This window comes from Streptomyces sp. NBC_00012 (assembly GCF_045040875.1).
GTDB lineage: Bacteria > Actinomycetota > Actinomycetes > Streptomycetales > Streptomycetaceae > Streptomyces.
In genome coordinates, this window is sequence record NZ_CP108309.1 from 1,907,697 (window position 1) to 1,925,362 (window position 17,666).

The following is a 17,666-nucleotide window of genomic DNA, read 5'->3' on the forward strand; positions in this document are numbered from 1 at the left end:
CGGTGGATCAGGCCTCTGCGGCAGGCATCCTCACGCTTCTGATCCGCTTGCCTCCCGCGCCCGTGTCATTGGGTTCGTCCTCGGCCCAGAGGTTCCTGACATGTGACATATGACCCAGCATGCACCGCTCCGCGCGCTCCGCGTTCCCCGCGATCAGGAGGTCGAGCAGCTGGGCGTGCTCCTCCGCCGACTGGACCAACAGCCCGGTTTCGTCGAGTCGGTTCAGCCCGAAGAGGCGCGACCGCTTGCGCAGATTGCCGACCTCCTCCACCAAACGGCGGTTTCCCGCCAGGCCGAGCAGTTCGAGATGGAAGCGGCGGTCAGCCTCCAGATAACCGAGGATGTCGTGCTCGGCGGCGGCTGCGACGATCGCCTGGGCGAGTGGCCGCAGCGCCTCCAGCTCCTTGGTCCTGCCCATCCGGGCGATGCGGCCGACGGTGGGAACCTCGATCAAGACCCGCAGCTCGGTGAAGTCGTCGAGATCCTGTTCGGTCAACTCCGTTATCCGGAAGCCCTTGTTGCGCACCGCTTCGACCAGGCCCTCACGCGCCAGGTCGAGCATGGCCTCACGGACCGGAGTGGCGGACACCCCGAAGTCGGCGGCGAGCGCGGGAGCGGAGTAGATCATGCCCGGACGGAGCTCCCCTGCGATCAGGGCCGCCCTGAGGGCGTTGGCCACCTGGTCACGCAAGTGCTCCTGCGCGGAGATGGCATTGAGCGTCGTCAGGCGGGCCATATCTGTTCCTCCAGCACCGTGCGGGGCCTCAGAATACAATGTCACGTTTCCGTCAGGGCCCGTCGCTCCGGAGCTGTGGACAACTCGCTCAGAGCGCCGAATTCCGGTGCACCGCGGCGGCGACGGCGAGGTCCTCCCAGCCCATTCCGACGCTCTTGAAGAACCGGGGGCCCTCGAAGCGGGCGGGCTCTCCGCCGGGGGCGCAACCGGTCACCAGCTCGGCGAGGTTGCCGTGGATGTCCTCGGCCCGGAAGGCTCCCTCCGCCATCGGGATCAGCAGATCGCCCGCCTCGGACAGCGCCGCCGACCGCGATTCGACGAAGACGGCGGAGCGTGCCACCAGCGCGGTGTCGACCTCCCGGGCATCGGGGGTGTGCGAACCGACCGCGACGACCGTCGCCCCGTCCGGTACGAGGGCGCCGTCGAACAACGGAGTGGCGGAGGTCGTGCAGCAGAGCACCAGGTCGGCCGTGGCGACCTCCTTGACGCCGGGCACCTCCGCCGTACGGGCGTCCACCCCGAGTCGACGGGCATGCGCTGCCAGCGCGTCTGCCCGGTGCGGATTGCGGCCGACCACGGTGATCCGTTCGACGTGGCGTTCCGCGAGCACCGCGGCCAGGTGCCCGTACGCCTGGGGGCCCGTTCCGAAGAGCACCAGATGATGCACGACGGGCCCGGTGAGGTGGCGGATCGCGAGCGCGGAAACGGCCGGGGTGCGCAGGGTGGTGAGCGCGGCCCCGTCCAGCAGGGCGAGCGGCAGCAGGGTGGGGGCGTCGAGCAGCAGATAGCTTCCGGTGATCCGGGGCAGGTCGCGCGCCGGGTTGGCAGGGGCCACCCCGGCGATCTTCACGCCGGTCACCTGCTGGGTGGTGGCGGGCATGATCAACAGCTCCCCGCCGGGCACCGTGACATGGTGCCGGGCGGGGGCCGTCTCCGGATCCAGGCCCCTGCGCAGCGCCGCCTCCAGTGCGTCCACGGCTCCGGTGGGTCCCAGGGCCTCGATGTCGTCGGCGCCGAGCAGGGGCAGGTTCACAGCAGGAATCCTTCCGGGAAGGGGTCGGACGGGTTCAGGAAGAATTGTGCGGTACCGGTGATCCAGGCACGGCCGGTGACGGTGGGGACAACGGCCGGCAGCCCGCCCACGGTGGTCTCCTGGACGAGACGTCCGGTGAACGAGGTACCGATGAACGACTCGTTCACGAAGTCGGTGTCCAGGGGGAGTTCGCCGCGTGCGTGCAGCTGGGCCATGCGTGCCGAGGTCCCGGTCCCGCAGGGTGAGCGGTCGAACCAGCCCGGGTGAATGGCCATCGCGTGCCGGGAGTGGCGGGCGTCGGACCCGGGTGCGATGCACTGCACATGCTTGAGGCCGTGGATGTCGGGGTCCTCCGGGTGGACGGGCCGGTCGGTGGCGTTGACCGCGTCCATCAGGGCGAGCCCGGCGGCCAGGATGTCGTCCTTGCGCACCCGGTCGAAGGGCAGTCCGAGGTCGGACAGGTGAACCATCGCGTAGAAGTTCCCGCCGTAGGCGAGGTCGTAGCGCAACTTCCCGTAGCCGGGTACGTCCACCGCCCGGTCGAGCGCGACGCTGAACGCCGGAACGTTGGTGAGGGTCACGGCGGTGGCGGCGCCGTCCGTCACCTGCACATCGACGCTGACGAGCCCGGCCGGGGTGTCCAGCCGCACGGTGGTGACGGGTTCGGTGACCTCCACCATGCCGGTCTCCACCAGAACGGTCGCCACCCCGATGGTGCCGTGCCCGCACATCGGCAGATAGCCGGAGACCTCTATGAACAGGACGCCGTAGTCCGCGTCCGGCCGGGTGGGCGGCTGGAGGATCGCGCCGCTCATGGAGGCGTGGCCGCGCGGTTCGTACATGAGCAGGGTGCGTACGGCGTCCCGGTGCTCCTGGAAGTAACTGCGCCGTTCGGCCATCGTCGCACCGGGGATGGTGCCGATGCCGCCGGTGATGACGCGGGTGGGCATGCCCTCGGTGTGTGAGTCGACGGCATGGAAAATGTGACGTGTCTGCAAGGCTCCCCCTGATGGGTCACGGCGTACACGAAGAACGCGGGAACGGGGCGGAACAGCCCGGCCCGGGCAGAGCCTGGCGCGGCTCCGCCCGGACGTACGGGCCTGGCGCCGGTCTCAGTGCAGGCCCCCGGCGAGTGCCTTCTCCGTCGCGGCACGTACGGCGGCCGCGTCGTCGGCGGGGAGGGGGAACCGCGGCGGCCGGGTGCGGCCGCCGTGGCGTCCGGCGACGTCCATGGATGCCTTGATGGCCTGGACGAACTCCGGCTTCGAGTCCCACCTCAGCAGCTCGTGCAGCTCCCGGTACAGCGGCAGGGCAGTTGCCATGTCACCGGTGACAGAAGCCCGGTACAGATCGACGCAGCAGGACGGCAGCATGTTCGGGCAACCCGCGATCCACCCGACGGCGCCGGCGAGTGCCAGCTCCAGCAGTACGTCGTCGGCGCCCACGAGCAGGTCGAGGCCGGGCGCTCGTTCGGCGATCTCGTACGCCCTGCGGACATCGCCGGTGAACTCCTTGACGGCCACGATGCTGCCGTCCTGGTGGAGGCGGGCAAGCAGGTCCGGAGTCAGATCCACCTTGGTGTCGTACGGGTTGTTGTACGCGACGACCGGCACCCCGACCTCGGCCACATCGGCGTAGTGGGCGCGCACCGCCGCCTCGTCGCAGCGGTAGCCGTTGGGCGGCAGGAGGAGTACGGAACCGGCGCCCGCCTCGGCGGCCCGTTCCGCCCAGCGCCTTGACTCCGCACTGCCGTACGCGGAGACGCCCGGCATGACGCGGCTGCCGTCACCCGCGGCTTCGACGGCGACCCGGACGACCTCGTCCCGTTCGCTGTCGGTCATGGTCTGGTACTCCCCCAGTGAGCCGTTGGGCACCACTCCGTCGCAGCCCGCCTCGATGAGCTGCCGCACATGCGTGGCGTAGGCGTCGTAGTCGATGGTGCAGTCGTCGCGCAGGGTGAGCGGGGTGGCGACCATGACCCCGTGCCAGGGGCGGGTGCGCGAGTCGGTGTTCGTCTGCATCGTGGCTCCTTGAGAGGTGTGACATGTCACGGTGTGGCGGAAAGGCGGAGGACAGTCGATGGACGCGACGTTCCGGTGTGCGGGAACCTGTCGCGGCGTGCCGTCGGGCTCCGAGTGGAGAACCGGCCGCGGACTACCCGGGGCCGGACAGGTCGGCGAGCGTGGAGAGCTTCACGGGGCAGGCCAGCGGGCGCCGGTCCGGGCCACCCGGCTCCTGTCCGGCGCCGTGCGCGGCGGCCAGTTCACGGACGGCGAATCCGCACGTCCGGCCCTGGCACCACCCCATTCCGGCCCGGGTGAGCAGTTTGACGGTCCTGGTGTCACCGGCTCCCAGCTTCTCGCACGCCGTACGGATCCGGCCCGCCGTGACCTCTTCACAGCGGCAGACCTCCGTGTCGCCGGTCAGCCACTCGCTCCAGCCGGGCCCCGGCCGGTGCACGGTCCCCATCAGCGCGGCGAAGGCCCGCAGGCGACGGCGGGAGCGGCGCAGCGCGACGGCTCTGCGCGCTTCCTGCCTCCGTACCCCGCCCCATACCTCACGAATGATGGACAGTGCCGCCAACTCGCCTTCATTCAGAGCGAGTTCCACACCGCCGATGCCGCCGGACTCGCCGGCCGCCCAGATCCCGGGGACGGTGGTCCTCAGCTCTTCGTCGAGGGTGACTGCGTGAGTGCCGTCGGGGCCCGTACGCGTACCGCAGCCGGCTGCCACGGCGAGTTCCAGCTGTGGCACGAGCCCATGTCCCACGGCGAGCGCGTCGCAGGCGATCCGGCGGCCGGTCCCCGCGACGGGGCGCCATTGGCGGTCCACTCTGCTGACGGTCACCGCCTCCGCCCGCTCGTCGCCGTGCACCTCGGTGACCGCCCGGTGGCTCAGCACCCGGACCCGGGCCCGGGCCAGCTCCGCCCCGAAGCGGACCCCTTCCGCCGCCTTGCCGGGGTTGGCGGCCAGCACTCGGGGAGCACGGGCGTACGCCCCGTAGCCGGCGGCTTCGACCAGCGCCGGGACGCACGCCCCCGCACGCGTCAGCGAGACGGCGACCGCCTGCAGCAGCGGCCCACTGCCCGCGACCACGATGCGGCGCCCCGGCAGCGCCAGCCCGGACTTGAGCATGGCCTGGGCCCCCGCCGCGCCCACCACCCCCGGAAGGGTCCAGCCCGGGAAGGGCAGTTGGCGCTCGTGGGCGCCCGTCGCCAGGATCATCCGGCGGGCCCGGACGGCGGTACGAGCCTCGTCGTCGGCTTCCCCGGTGACCGCGTGCAGGATCCAGTCCCCGTCACCGGTTCGTTCGACCGTCCACACCTGGTGGCCGGCGAGATGGCGGATCGCGCCGGTGTCGCGGTGTGCGGCCAGCCGTGCGGAGAGTTCCGTGAAGGCGCGCCAGTTGTGGTGCAGGGCCCCGGGCCGGGTGGCGCCGAGTCCGTCGGCCGGGCTGCGGTAGTACTGCCCGCCGGGTGCGTCGGCCGCGTCCAGCAGGATCACGTCGAGCCCATGGTCGGCGGCTGTGACGGCTGCGGCCAGGCCCGCCGGTCCCGCGCCCACCACGGCGAGCGCGGCGCGGTCGGCCTCCCGCGCCCGGGGCTCATCCGTCGAGTGCGGCATGCCCGTCGCCCTCCTGTGTGGTGATGGCGTCGCCCGGTCCCGCGGGCAGCAGGCAGGCACGTTGGTTGGGCCGGCCGTTGACGGTGGCCAGGCAGTCGTAGCAGGCACCGATGCCGCAGAAGGCGCCCCGCGGGCGGCCGTGGACCCGGGTGGTGCGCCAGGTCAGGATGCCCGCCGACCAGAGTGCGGCGGCAATGGTCTGGCCCGGCAGTGCGCGGATCGGGCGGCCGTCGAAGGTCAGCTGGAACTCCGGTTCGGGCGCGGCCCCGACAAGTTCGGCGGGGGTGCGTGCGCGGGTGCGTCTCACTGGGTCCTCTCCTGGGGCACGGGCGCCCCGCTCTCCACCGTCATGTGACATCGCATGTGGCATCGAACCGGTCGGGTGCGAACGGTCCGAGATCGAGTGCGGGCCGCTCTCCCCGGATCGCGTCGGCGATCAGCAGTCCGGTCACGGGCGCCAGCCCGATCCCGGCCCCTTCATGGCCGCAGGCGTGGAAGAGCCCCGGCACCCGGGGGTCCGGTCCGATCGCGGGGAGGTGATCGGGCAGGTAGGGGCGGAATCCGTGGTAGGCGCGCATCACCCGCACATCGGCGAGTACGGGGAAGAGCGTGGCAGCCCCGGCCGCCAGCCGGGCGGCCACCGGCACAGACAACGTCCGGTCGAAGCCGACCCGTTCGCGGCTCGCCCCGATGAGCACCGGACCCGAGGGCGTGCCCTCCACCACGGGCGAGGTCTGGAGCGCCGCGGACCCGCTCGACACGTCGGCCACGTACTCCGCCGCGTAGACCTTGTGCCGGATCAGCCGGGGCAGTGGTTCGGTGACCAGTACGAACCCTCTGCGCGGCAGTACCGGCAGGTTCACCCCGGCCAGTGCGGCCAGGTCGCCGCCCCAGGTACCTGCCGCGTTTACCACGACGGGGGCGCGCAGTTCGCCCCTTGTCGTACGTACCCCGCGTACAGCGCCCTCCCGGTCCCTGAGTATCCCGACCACCTCCTCCCCCGGGCACACGAGCGCGCCGGCACGAGCAGCCGAACGCAACAACTCGGCTGCTGCCAGGGCCGGTTGGACCTGGGCGTCCTGCGGGTAGTGGCAGCCGCCGGCCAGGTCCGGTGCGAGGTGGGGCTCGATGTCGCGGAGCTGGTCGGATGCGATGTGGTGCGCCTCGACACCCGCCGCCCGCTGACCGGCGGCGGTCGCGGACAGGGTGGCCAGGGAGTCCTCGGAGGCGGCGACGACCACGCCGCCCTTGAGCTCGTACTCGATTTCCGGGGGCAGCTCCTCGGCCAGTTCCCGCCACAAGGAGGCGGAGAGCAGGGCCAGTTCCAACTCCGGTCCAGGCACTTTGTCGGAGACCAGGAGGTTGCCCTCGCCGGCTCCGGTGGTGCCGGCGGAGACCGGCCCGCGGTCGACGACGGCTACGGACAGTCCGGACCGGGAGGTGTAGTAGGCGCAGGCGGCACCGACCATTCCGGCCCCGACGATGACGACATCCAGGGAGTGTCTCGTGAGCACGACAGTAATATGTCACATTGCTCAAGGGTCGCCAAGGGTGCGCACAGGGCCAGTTGATCAATCGTCACCCCGTCGGGCCGCCCGCAGGGGTGCCGGATCGGCCGCCGGGGAAGTGGAGCCTTGGACACCCGCAGGCGCCGACCCCTTGGAGCCGTGATGCACGACGACCGCACCCTGGTGGAGGACCGCCTCGAACGCGCCCTTCACCAGTTCATCCGCCCCGCCCAGTACCCGGCCCGCACCCCGCTCGCGCTCTCGGTCCGGCACATCCCCGGCGAACCCGTTCCGGTGGCACAGGTCCTCCAGCAGTCGTTCGAGCCGTTCAGTACGGGCACCGAATGGGGGAAGCCCTGGTCCACCAGCTGGTTCCGGCTGGAGGGGACGGTGCCCGCACGGTGGGCGGGGCAGCGGGTCGAGGTGGTCGTCGATCCCGGGTTCTCCGGTCAGGGACCGGGCTTCCAGGCCGAGGGCATGCTGTACGACCCCGCGGGCGTCCCCATCAAGGGCATCCATCCGCGCAATCGGCATCTGACGCTGGCCTCCCCGGCAGCGGGCGGCGAGCCGGTGTCGCTGCTGCTGGAGGCGGCGGCCAACCCGTCGGTGCTGGAGCACGGCTTCGCGCCGACATCGCTCGGGGACCTGACGACGGCGGGCGGCCGGCCGCTCTACCGGTTCGCCGTCGCGGACCTGGCGGTGCTGGACGAGGAGGTCTGGCATCTGGTCCTGGACATCGAGGTGCTCTCCGAGCTGATGCGGGAACTCCCCGTCGAACGCTCCCGGCGCCACGAGATCCTGCGGTCGCTGGAGCGCATGCTCGACGCGCTGGATCTGCACGATGTAGCGGGCACTGCGCGGGCCGGCCGGGACGAGCTGGCCCAAGCGCTGTCCCGCCCGGCCTCGGCGAGCGCGCACCGGATCTCGGCCGCCGGTCACGCGCACATCGACTCGGCGTGGCTGTGGCCGCTGCGGGAGACAGTGCGCAAGGCCTCACGCACCTTCGCCAATGTCACCGCGCTCGCCCAGGACTATCCGGAGCTGGTCTTCGCGGCCTCGCAAGCCCAGCAGTACGCGTGGGTGAAGGAACACCAGCCGCACATCTGGGAGCGGATCAAGCAGGCCGTGACGGACGGTCGCTGGGCGCCCGTCGGGTCGATGTGGGTGGAGTCCGATGCCAACATGCCCGGTGGTGAGGCACTGGCCCGGCAGCTCGTGCACGGCAAGAGGTTCTTCGAACAGGAGCTGGGGGTGGAGACCGAGGAGATCTGGCTGCCGGACTCCTTCGGCTACACGGCCGCCTTCCCGCAGCTGGCCCGGCTCGCGGGGGTGAAGTGGTTCCTGACCCAGAAGCTTTCCTGGAACCAGAGCAACAGAATGCCGCATCACACCTTCTGGTGGGAGGGCATCGACGGGACCAGGGTCTTCACCCACTTCCCGCCCGTGGACACCTACAACGCCCAGTTCCACGGCAGTGAACTCGCCCACGCCGAACGGAACTTCGCCGAGAAGGGACTGGCGACCCGCTCCCTCGTCCCGTTCGGCTGGGGAGACGGCGGGGGCGGGCCCACCCGCGAGATGCTGGAGAAGGCACGCAGACTCAGGGACCTGGAGGGTTCGCCGAAGGTCACCGTCGAGCGGCCGGCGGCGTTCTTCGCGGCGGCCGAGGAGGAGTACGGCGCACAGGCTCCGGTCTGGTCGGGCGAGCTGTACCTGGAGCTGCACCGGGCCACGTACACCACCCAGGCCAAGACCAAGCAGGGCAACCGACGAAGTGAACACCTGCTCCGCGAGGCGGAGCTGTGGGCCACGGCGGCCGCCCTGCGCAACCCCGGCCGGGGTTACGAGTATCCGTACGAGGCGCTGGACCGGCTGTGGAAGACGGTCCTGCTGCATCAGTTCCACGACATCCTGCCCGGCTCGTCGATCGCCTGGGTGCACCGTGAGGCCCGCGAGACCTACGAGCGGGTGCGGGCGGAACTGGCGGATCTGGTGGCGGACGCGGTGGCGGCCCTGGGCGGCGCCGAAGGCCTGGTGGCGCTCAACTCCTCCCCGTACCACCGCCGTCAGGTGGTCGAGCTGGACCCGGAGGCGAGCGCGGTACTGCCGTCCGGCGCCCGGGTGCAGCACCTGGACGACGGCCGTACGGTGGTGCCGGCCGAGTCACCCGGCCTCGGCGCGGGTCCGCTGAACGGTTCGGCGGTGCCGGAGCACCCCGTCTCCGCGACCGGGTCGGCGGGCGAGGGTCTCGTGCTCGACAACGGCCTGCTGCGGGTGGTGGTCGACGGCGACGGACTGATCGCCGCCGTCCGCGATCTCGGCGCCGGGCGGGACATCCTCGCTCCGGGCCACCGGGCCAACCTCCTCCAGCTGCACCCGGATCACCCCAACCGCTGGGACGCCTGGGACATCGACCGGCACTACCGCCGCACCCGGACCAATCTCACCGACGCCGACTCCGTCGAGCTGGTGGAGGAGGGCCCGTTGCGGGCCGCGGTCCGCGTCCGGCGGTCCTTCGGGCAGTCACATGTCACACAGGACATCCGGCTGAGCGCGGACAGCCGCAGGATCGACATCGACACCGAGGTCGACTGGCGGGAGTCGGAGAAGGTCCTCAAGGCGGCGTTCCCGCTCGATGTGCACGCCGAACGTTCCACGTCCGAGATCCAGTTCGGCCACATCCACCGTCCCACGCACGACAACACCGGCTGGGACGCCGCCCGTTTCGAGATCTGTGCCCACCGCTGGCTACGGGTCGCCGAGCCGGGATACGGCGTCACCCTGCTCAACGACTCGACGTACGGGCACGACGTGACCCGGACCCAGCACGGTTCGGGCCTCGGCACGACCGTACGGCTGACGCTGCTGCGCGCCCCGCACAGCCCCGACCCGGAAACCGACCTCGGCCGGCACCGGTTCCGCTACGCGCTGGTGCCGGGCGGCGAGATCACCGACGCGGTACGGGAGGGGCTCGCGCTCAACCTGCCGTTGCGGGCGGCGGTGGCGCCGGTCCTGCCGTCGCTGGTCGACACGGGGCATCCGGCGGTCACGGTGGAGTCGGTGAAGTTCGCCGAGGACCGCGGTGGCGATGTGATCGTGCGGCTGTACGAGTCGGCAGGCGGCCGCGCCGGCACCACACTGCGGGTCGGCTTCCCCGTCGTACGGGCCATGGTCACCGACCTGCTGGAACGGCCGCTGCGCGAGGCGGACACCGACGAGCACGGCCTCGTGCTGTCGCTCCGGCCGTTCCAGATCCTGACACTGCGCCTGACCCCGGCGTGACGGGCCCCGGTTCAAGGACCGGCCCGGCCCAGGGACGAGCCCGGCCCAGGGGCCGGCCCGGTTCAGGGGCGGGGCACGTTCCGCAGGTTGGAGCGGGCCATCTGGACCATCCGGCCCACTCCCCCGTCCAGCACGATCTTGCTCGCGGAGAGCGCGAAGCCGGTCACCATCTCGGCGCTGATCTTCGGCGGGATGGAGAGGGCGTTGGGGTCGGTGACGACATCGACGAGCGCCGGTCCCTTGTGCTTGAAGGCGTCCTTGAGGGCGCCTTCGAGCTGCTTGGGTTTCTCCACCCGCACCCCGTACGCCCCGGAGGCGCGGGCGATCGCGGCGAAGTCCGGGTTCTTGTTGGTCGTGCCGAACGACGGCAGACCCGCGACGAGCATCTCCAGCTCGACCATGCTCAGCGAGGAGTTGTTGAACAGTACGACCTTCACCGGCAGGTCGTACTGCACCAGCGTCAGGAAGTCGCCCATCAGCATGGTGAATCCGCCGTCGCCGGACATCGAGACGACCTGACGGTTCCGGTCGGTGAACTGGGCGCCGATGGCCTGCGGGAGCGCGTTGGCCATCGAGCCGTGGCTGAACGATCCGATGACCCGGCGCTTGCCGTTGGGGGAGAGATACCGCGCGGCCCACACGTTGCACATACCGGTGTCCACCGTGAACACGGCGTCCTCGTCGGCCAGTTCGTCCAGCACCGAGGCAACGTACTCCGGATGGATCGGGACGTGCTTCTCGACCTTGCGGGTGTACGCCTTGACCACACCCTCCAACGCGTCGGCGTGCTTCTTCAGCATCCGGTCGAGGAACCTGCGGTCGGTCTTGACCTTCACCTGCGGGGTCAGACAGCGCAGGGTCTCGCGGACATCTCCCCAGACCGCCAGATCCAGTTTGGAACGGCGGCCGAGGTGCTCGGGGCGCACATCGACCTGGACGATCTTCACATCGGTCGGGAGGAAGGCGTTGTACGGGAAATCGGTGCCGAGCAGAATGAGGAGATCGCACTCGTTGGTCGCCTCGTAGGCGGCGCCGTAGCCGAGCAGACCGCTCATCCCGACGTCGTACGGGTTGTCGTACTGGATCCACTCCTTGCCGCGCAGCGCGTGCCCGACCGGCGACTTCACCCGTTCGGCGAACTCCATCACCTCGGCGTGGGCGCCCGCCGTGCCGCTGCCGCAGAACAGAGTCACCCGCTTCGCCTCGTCGACCATCCGGCGGAGCTTGTCGATCTCCTCGTCACCGGGCCGGACCGTCGGCCGCGAGGTGACCAGCGCGTGCTCGATGGACTTCTCCGGGGCGGGCAGCGACGCGATGTCACCGGGCATCGTGACGACGCTGACCCCGCCCCGGCCGATCGCGTGCTGAATGGCCGTCTGGAGCAGCCGGGGCATCTGCTGCGGGTTGGAGATCATCTCGTTGTAGTGGCTGCACTCCTGGAAGAGCAGCTCCGGGTGGGTCTCCTGGAAGTAGCCCAGCCCGATCTCGCTCGACGGGATGTGCGAGGCGAGGGCGAGCACGGGAGCCATGGAGCGGTGGGCGTCGTAGAGGCCGTTGATGAGGTGCAGATTGCCGGGGCCGCACGATCCGGCGCAGGCCGCCAGCGACCCCGTGATCTGGGCCTCCGCACCGGCGGCGAAGGCGGCGGTCTCCTCGTGCCGGACCTGGATCCAGTCGATGGCCCGGTTGCGGCGGATGGCGTCGACGACCGGGTTGAGGCTGTCGCCGACGACGCCGTACATACGCTTGACGCCCGCCCGGACGAGGATGTCGACGAACTGCTCCGACACGTTCTGCTTGGCCATGGGTGCGTACCCTTTCCGCGCTTCGGCTTCCGGACTCCGGATCCATCAACCCACGGGGAGCGCTGTTACGCCTCCCAGACGCCCACGCCCGTGCGGTCGTCGGAGTACCCCTTCACCCGGAGCTGGGTGTCCGCGAGGAACGCCACGAGCCCGGGTACGGGGTCGGGGGCCCAGCGTCCGGCGAGTTCCTGGGCCAGAGCGGGCTCGCCGCGCAGCGGTTCGGCCAGTCCGGGGCTGCACAGCAGCAGGGTGTCTCCCGGCCGGGCCACCGAGCCCCGGAAGCGGAACGGTTCTGCGGGCGGGTCGGGCGGCACCTCGGCATGGGTCGGTGCGGGTGCGGTGACGGCCTGATCCGTGGTGAGCCGGTCACCGTCGGGGCCGCTCGCGGGGGACATGGCCCCTGGGCCGGATCCGGCCCAGGGGCCGGTCCCGGCTCCGGACCTGGGGTCCGTGCCGGTGCCACCGGCTGCCGGGACCACCGGTTCGAGGTCCTGCCATACGCCGTCGCGCAGCCGGAAGAGTCCACCGGCGCCGATGCCGAAGAAGACCCGTGTACGGCAGTCGGGGTCCGCCGACAGCAGGAGGCAGCGCAGGCCCGCCGTGTACTGATGCGGCTCCACCCCCAGCTCGGCGGCGCGGGCCCGCAGCTTGCCGTACGTCCGGTCGGTGAGGCGGTTCAGGCCGGATTTGAGGTCTCCGCGGCGGCCCGCCCGTATGTCCTCGGAGAGCCGGACGTGGCTGCGGCCGACCGCTGCGCCGATCCAGCGGCAGGCGTCGGCCGCCGCCAGGTGTGCCGAATCGGCGGCGCGGGCCCCGGTGGCGACGGCGACCAGGACCAGAGCGCGTTCGTCGGTGCCGAAGCGCGCCGTGAGCAGTGCGTCGCGGCGGGGCTCGCCACGAAACCGTGCGGAGTCCCCGCGCACGGAGGCGGCGCGCAGGGTGTACGTGCCGTAGCGGGCGCCGTCGAGCACGGTGTCGGCGACGATGCCGTCCAGCTCCTGCGGGACGGTGGCGGGCAGCGCGGTGGGCTCGGCGTCGTAGGTGGGCGGCCGGTCACCCACATGGCCGATCACCGGGCGCGGGACGGGACCGGATCCGCGTTCGGCCTCCGGTGCGGGCGCGACGGGGGCGGCGGGTGTGCCAGGTGTTTTGCCAGGTGCGACAGGTGCGGTGGACGCGGTGACGGGTGCCTGCGAGGCGACGGGCTTCTCGGCGACCGGCCGCCTGGGCAGCGGCGGCACCGCCGGCGGAGAGGCGGGAGACGCAGGCGCGGTCGGCACCGCCGGCGGAGACAAAGGAGGCGGAGGCGCGATCGGAGGCGCGATCGGATGCTCCGGAGCACTCCGCTCCATCGAGGACGGCAGCAGCTCCGGAGCCGGGCCGGGCACGGGCGGAGGACCCACGGGAACCGGCGGGGCGGCGAAGGTGCGCGGCTGCGTCGGGCCGGCCGGGGGCGCCCCCGGCGCACGTACGGTCGCGGCGGGCGGCTCCCACGGAGCACGTTCTCGCACCGCGCCCTCCCGCACCGGCCGGGGCAGCTCCACCGTCCCCGGCTCGGACACCGCCGTCTCCGCCTCGGACGGCGCCCCCGCACCCCCGTCGGATCCCCCGCGTCCGCCCGGACCCACCGCGTCGGACGCCGAGTCGAAACGGTCGTCGAGGCTGTCGGCCGCGTCGCTCGTCCCGGTGTCCCGGGCGTCCTCGTCGTACAGCCTGCGCCACCAGTCGTCCTCGTGGGCGGCGGGCCTCTCCCCCTGCTGACTCATGTCCTTATTGTCGACCGCGCGGGCCGTACGAAAACGGGTCATCCGGAAAAAGTGGCCGCGAACATGGGTCCGCCGGACGCCCCCACCCCCCACGGGAAGGACGCCCGGCGGACCGGTCAGGCAGTGATCAACGCACGGCGTACGCGTCGTTCACGGTCTGGACGACGGAGTTGCCGTTGGCGTCCGTCAGTTCGGTCTTCAGCGTGACCGGCTTGCCGGCCGCGCCCGCGTGGTTCACGGTCGCGGTCCACCGGCCGTCCTGCTGTGCGGTGGCCGCCTCGGTCCAGGTCTTCCCACCGTCGTAGGAGTACGAGACCTTGGCCGCGGTCAGCTTGCCGGGTGTGTAGCCGGCGTGACCGGTGACGCTCAGGCCGATCTTCTGGCCGTCCTCCGCCGCGAGGGTCTTGAGCCCGTCGGCCGCCAGGTCGTAGCCCGGGAAGAGCAGTGGAAGGCTCTGGGAGTAGACGTTCTCGTCCCGCTTCGAACGGAACTTCCAGGTGGTCTCGGTGCTGGTGGACCGCTTCCATACGGCGGCGGGCTGACCGAACTTGGTTGTCTGCATGGTGAGTTCGTACGCGGCGTCCTCCGCCGGGACGGTGAACGCCCCGGACGGCCAGCCGGACTCACCGATCACCTTGCCACCGCTGCTCAGACGCATGTTGCCCATGTCACCGAAGGAACCCTGGAGACCGGCGTGCTCGCTGTCGCTCCAGAAGCCCGGTGCGACACCGATCAGGTTGTCCTGGCGCTCGCCGGCGAGCTGGAGCTTGCCGGCGGCGTCGCGCGGGGCGGCCGGGACCAGGATGCCCCGGTACCAGTTCTCCGTACGCTTCGAACCGGCCGTGTAGGTGCGCGGCTGGTCGACCATCATCTCGCCCCAGGGGAAGCTGGAGGAGAGGTACCGCACCCACGCGGTGTCGCCCGCCGAGTAGTACTCGGTGCGCTTGCCGGGGACCGCGACGGAGTCGGTGACGGCGGAGAACGTCCCGCCGTACGGCCGGTTGATGATCATCAAGTCGACGTAGTCCGCCGCGAGGCCCATCGCCTCGTAGTTGGCGGTGACCTTGCCGAGCTTGGTGTCGCGGACCGTGTAGGTGCGGTCCGAGGTGACCGGGCCGGTCTCGGGGAAGGCCAGGTTGTAGACGAACGGGCTGACGGCGGTGGCCTTCCAGCTCAGCTCGACCGGCCCCTCGGCCAGGGCGGCCTTCAGCGCGTCGGCCTCGCCCGTCTCGATACCGAGCGCGGGCACCGGCGCCTGGGCGTAGCCGACGGACGGCTGCCAGGGCCCCGCCGAGGGGCGGTGGGCGATGACGGCCTTGGCGCCGGCGGCCTTGGCGTCGCGCGCCTGGGTGTACATGGAACCCTCGTCACCGACCTCGACCAGGGCGATCTTCCCGTCGACGCCCGCGGCCTTCAGCTCGTCGGGGGTTCCCTTTCCGGCGTCGACGAGTGCCGCCTCGCCCGTACCGTCGAGGTTGACGGAGCCGGTGCTCGCCACCCTCGGGTGCAGTTCGGCACCGCCGACGACCGACAGCTTCGAGATCTGCGGGGCGTACGCGCGCCAGAAGCTGGCGAACTCGAAGTCGCCGTCGCTCGCCCTGCCCTGCACATCGGCCAGGTAGTTCTTGACGGCCGAGCCGCCGGTGATGGAGCCCGAGTGCAGCCAGACGTCGTCCCAGCTGCGGCCGAACGCGAGCGTCGTGGAGCGGTTCTCGGAGGCGCGGTCCGCGGTCTTCACCTGGAGCCGGTGGGCCTTGCGGGCGTCCAGGACCAGGGTGGTGTCCTTGGTGACGTTCAGCTGCGGCCGCGCGAGGTAGGCGACGGACTCGGCCAGTCGCCCGGTGGCGTCCTTCGGGTCGGACGTGGTGACGAAGCTGGAGACGAAATACGCACCGGGGCGCACCTGGAAGACCTGGTCGGTGGCGCCGTCGTTGAAGCGGCGCTCGCCGCCGGCGGTGTCGGTGCCGATGACGTCCAGCGAGGAGGCGCCGGCGGCGGGCTTGCCCTCACGGTCGACGAGCTTGACCCGCAGCGTGACGGTCTCGGCCCCGACGTACAGCGAGAACGGGGTGGAGACCTTGGCGCCGGCGGGGCCGGTGGCCAGCACCCGTCCGGTGACGTCACCGTACTGGGCGGCCTTCAGCTTCGCCGTCGGGTCGATCTCCAGCGGAACCTTGACGGTGGCTCCGGCCGGGACGGTGACGGTGCTCGCGTCGAGCTTCGCGACGGAGGAGCGGACGGCGGAGCCGTCGTTTCCGGTGACGTCCTGGACCTTCAGTGACAACTTCACCGGCTTGGTGCCGGAGTTGGTGTACGGGACGTCGACCGTGGTGCGGTCGGAGCGGTCCTGCGGCCAGTTGAAGGTGCCGCCCTGGACGGCGGGGGCGCCGACGAGGGTGGTGTCGATGGCGGCCTTGACGTCGAGGCGGCCGCCGCCGGTCTCGCGTACGTCGCCGGGGATGTCACTCTTAGCGGACGAGACGAGGGCCGCCTTGATCTGCTGGGCGGTCCAGTCCGGGTGACGCTGCTTCACGATGGCGGCGGCACCCGCGACATGCGGGGTGGCCATCGACGTACCGGACATCGACTGGTACGCGTAGACGCCCCGGCCGCCTGCCGCGGCGGCCGAAATGGCGACGCCGGGAGCGGTGATCTCGGGCTTGAGGGTGTGCGGTCCGATCACCGGGCCGCGGCTGGAGAACTGGGCCGTGGTGTCGTCGCGGTCGACGGCGCCGACGGTCAGCACGCTCGGGGCGCAGCCGGGCGAGGAGACGGTGTTCAGCGTCGGGCCCGAGTTGCCGGCCGCGATCACGAACAGGGTGCCCTTGTTCTGGGCGAGTTCCTCGGCGGCGACGCTCATCGGGTCGGTGCAGTCGGTCGGTTCCGGACTGCCGAGGCTCATGGAGACGACGTCGGCCTTCTGGTCGACGGCCCACTGCATGCCTGCGATGATCCAGGACTCGGCGCCGGAGCCGTTGTCGTTGAGGACCTTGCCCGCGAGCAGGTCGGCGCCGGGGGCGACGCCCTTCTTCTTGCCGCCGCTGGCCGCGCCGGAGCCGCCGACGGTGGAGATGGTGTGGGTGCCGTGGCCCTGCCGGTCGTCGGTGGAGTCGGAGTCGGTGAAGTTCTCCGAGGCGGCGACCCGGCCCTTGAGGTCGGGGTGTTCGGCGTCGACGCCGGTGTCGAGGACGGCGACCTTGGTGCCCTTGCCGTCGTATCCGGCGGCCCAGGCGAGGTCGGCACCGACCTGCTTGGTCGACTTGTCGAGGGTGGCCCGAACCTTGCGGTCGAGCCACAGCTTCTTCACGCCGGAGGCCGAGCGGGTACGGGTGTCGGTGACGTCCGCCCAGAAGTCGGCGGCCTTCTCCTTGTCCGCCTTGAGCGCGACGCCGTCGATGGCGTCGAGCGCGATTCCACGCTTGGCACCGCGCGGGGTGGCGAAGGCGGAACGGGCCTGGCCCTCGCCGTGGACCGCGATCAGCGGCAGCGACTTGGTGTGCGCGTCGTCGTAGCCCTGGCGGATGAGGCCGGTGACGTTGAAGAGCTCTTCGTCGACCTTGCCGGCGGCCAGCGCTTCCACCGCGGTGTCGGGGTAGGCGTAGAGGTTCTTGCCGGACTGCCTGGTCTGGAGGAGGGGAACGGTTCCGTCCTCGCGGGGCAGTGCGGTGACCGACTCGGTCCCCGAACTGTCCGTGCTCACCAGGACCTTGTCGCCGGTCACCAGCGTCACGGTGACGGGCTTGCCCTGCTTGGCGCCGGCTGCGGCACTGCCGGTCAGTGGTCTCTTCCCCGTCGCTTCGTCCTGCGGCTGAGCCGCGGACGGTGCGATCGCGGTGACGGCCAGGACGGCGGCGGTGGCCGCCCCCAGGGCCGTGCGCGATATCGGACGCATCGCTCTCCCCAATTGAATCC

General features: G+C 71.3%; 11 protein-coding genes. 1 reads left to right on the forward strand and 10 read right to left on the reverse strand.

Features of this window, described 5'->3' with window-relative positions:
- Nucleotides 1–7: 7 nt before the first annotated feature.
- The 7 genes from OHA19_RS08890 to OHA19_RS08920 all read right to left on the reverse strand — a co-directional run bounded on the left by OHA19_RS08890 (nt 8) and on the right by OHA19_RS08920 (nt 6,907).
- Nucleotides 8–736, reverse strand: coding sequence for a GntR family transcriptional regulator (locus tag OHA19_RS08890; protein ID WP_405717760.1), 729 nt, complete (start codon nt 734–736; stop codon nt 8–10).
- An 88-nt stretch (nt 737–824) separates the two neighbouring features.
- Nucleotides 825–1,769, reverse strand: coding sequence for an ornithine cyclodeaminase family protein (locus OHA19_RS08895; RefSeq protein WP_405717757.1), 945 nt, complete (start codon nt 1,767–1,769; stop codon nt 825–827).
- Nucleotides 1,766–2,767, reverse strand: coding sequence for a proline racemase family protein (locus tag OHA19_RS08900; protein WP_405717754.1), 1,002 nt, complete (start codon nt 2,765–2,767; stop codon nt 1,766–1,768). The genes OHA19_RS08895 and OHA19_RS08900 overlap by 4 nt, the downstream gene beginning before the upstream one ends.
- Before the next feature lie 114 nt (nt 2,768–2,881).
- Nucleotides 2,882–3,790 carry a dihydrodipicolinate synthase family protein gene (locus tag OHA19_RS08905; protein ID WP_405717752.1) on the reverse strand — a complete coding sequence of 303 codons (909 nt, stop codon included), beginning with the start codon at nt 3,788–3,790 and terminating at the stop codon, nt 2,882–2,884.
- A 133-nt stretch (nt 3,791–3,923) separates the two neighbouring features.
- The gene (locus OHA19_RS08910; protein ID WP_405749852.1) at nt 3,924–5,393 is read right to left on the reverse strand and encodes an NAD(P)/FAD-dependent oxidoreductase; all 1,470 of its coding nucleotides are present in this window, start codon (nt 5,391–5,393) and stop codon (nt 3,924–3,926) included.
- Nucleotides 5,374–5,700, reverse strand: coding sequence for a (2Fe-2S)-binding protein (locus tag OHA19_RS08915; protein WP_405717747.1), 327 nt, complete (start codon nt 5,698–5,700; stop codon nt 5,374–5,376). Before OHA19_RS08915 ends, OHA19_RS08910 begins: the two co-directional genes overlap by 20 nt.
- A gap of 40 nt (nt 5,701–5,740) precedes the next feature.
- Nucleotides 5,741–6,907 (reverse strand): NAD(P)/FAD-dependent oxidoreductase, encoded by a 1,167-nt coding sequence (locus tag OHA19_RS08920; protein WP_405717744.1) that lies wholly within the window; start codon nt 6,905–6,907, stop codon nt 5,741–5,743.
- A 156-nt stretch (nt 6,908–7,063) separates the two neighbouring features.
- On the opposite strand from OHA19_RS08920, the gene OHA19_RS08925 reads away from it, so the two are divergent.
- Entirely contained in the window at nt 7,064–10,183 is a 3,120-nt protein-coding gene (locus OHA19_RS08925) for an alpha-mannosidase (RefSeq protein WP_405717742.1), read from the forward strand.
- Between the two features lie 62 nt (nt 10,184–10,245).
- Here the strand turns inward: OHA19_RS08925 and OHA19_RS08930 are convergent, their stop codons facing one another.
- The 3 genes from OHA19_RS08930 to OHA19_RS08940 all read right to left on the reverse strand — a co-directional run bounded on the left by OHA19_RS08930 (nt 10,246) and on the right by OHA19_RS08940 (nt 17,646).
- The gene (locus OHA19_RS08930; RefSeq protein WP_405717739.1) at nt 10,246–11,988 is read right to left on the reverse strand and encodes a pyruvate dehydrogenase; all 1,743 of its coding nucleotides are present in this window, start codon (nt 11,986–11,988) and stop codon (nt 10,246–10,248) included.
- 65 nt (nt 11,989–12,053) lie between these two features.
- Nucleotides 12,054–13,754: a protein phosphatase 2C domain-containing protein gene (locus OHA19_RS08935; protein WP_405717737.1), complete on the reverse strand. Its 1,701-nt coding sequence runs from the start codon at nt 13,752–13,754 to the stop codon at nt 12,054–12,056.
- 127 nt (nt 13,755–13,881) lie between these two features.
- Entirely contained in the window at nt 13,882–17,646 is a 3,765-nt protein-coding gene (locus OHA19_RS08940; RefSeq protein ID WP_405749853.1) for a S8 family peptidase, read from the reverse strand.
- Nucleotides 17,647–17,666 lie beyond the last annotated feature (20 nt).

Excerpts from the sequence above, each read along its gene's own strand:
- OHA19_RS08890 (WP_405717760.1), bottom strand. The coding sequence starts at position 736 with ATGGCCCGCCTGACGACGCTCAATGCCATCTCCGCGCAGGAGCACTTG.
- OHA19_RS08905 (WP_405717752.1), bottom strand. The coding sequence starts at position 3,790 with ATGCAGACGAACACCGACTCGCGCACCCGCCCCTGGCACGGGGTCATG.
- OHA19_RS08910 (WP_405749852.1), bottom strand. The coding sequence starts at position 5,393 with ATGCCGCACTCGACGGATGAGCCCCGGGCGCGGGAGGCCGACCGCGCC.
- OHA19_RS08925 (WP_405717742.1), top strand. The coding sequence starts at position 7,064 with ATGCACGACGACCGCACCCTGGTGGAGGACCGCCTCGAACGCGCCCTT.
- OHA19_RS08930 (WP_405717739.1), bottom strand. The coding sequence starts at position 11,988 with ATGGCCAAGCAGAACGTGTCGGAGCAGTTCGTCGACATCCTCGTCCGG.
- OHA19_RS08935 (WP_405717737.1), bottom strand. The coding sequence starts at position 13,754 with ATGAGTCAGCAGGGGGAGAGGCCCGCCGCCCACGAGGACGACTGGTGG.
- OHA19_RS08940 (WP_405749853.1), bottom strand. The coding sequence starts at position 17,646 with ATGCGTCCGATATCGCGCACGGCCCTGGGGGCGGCCACCGCCGCCGTC.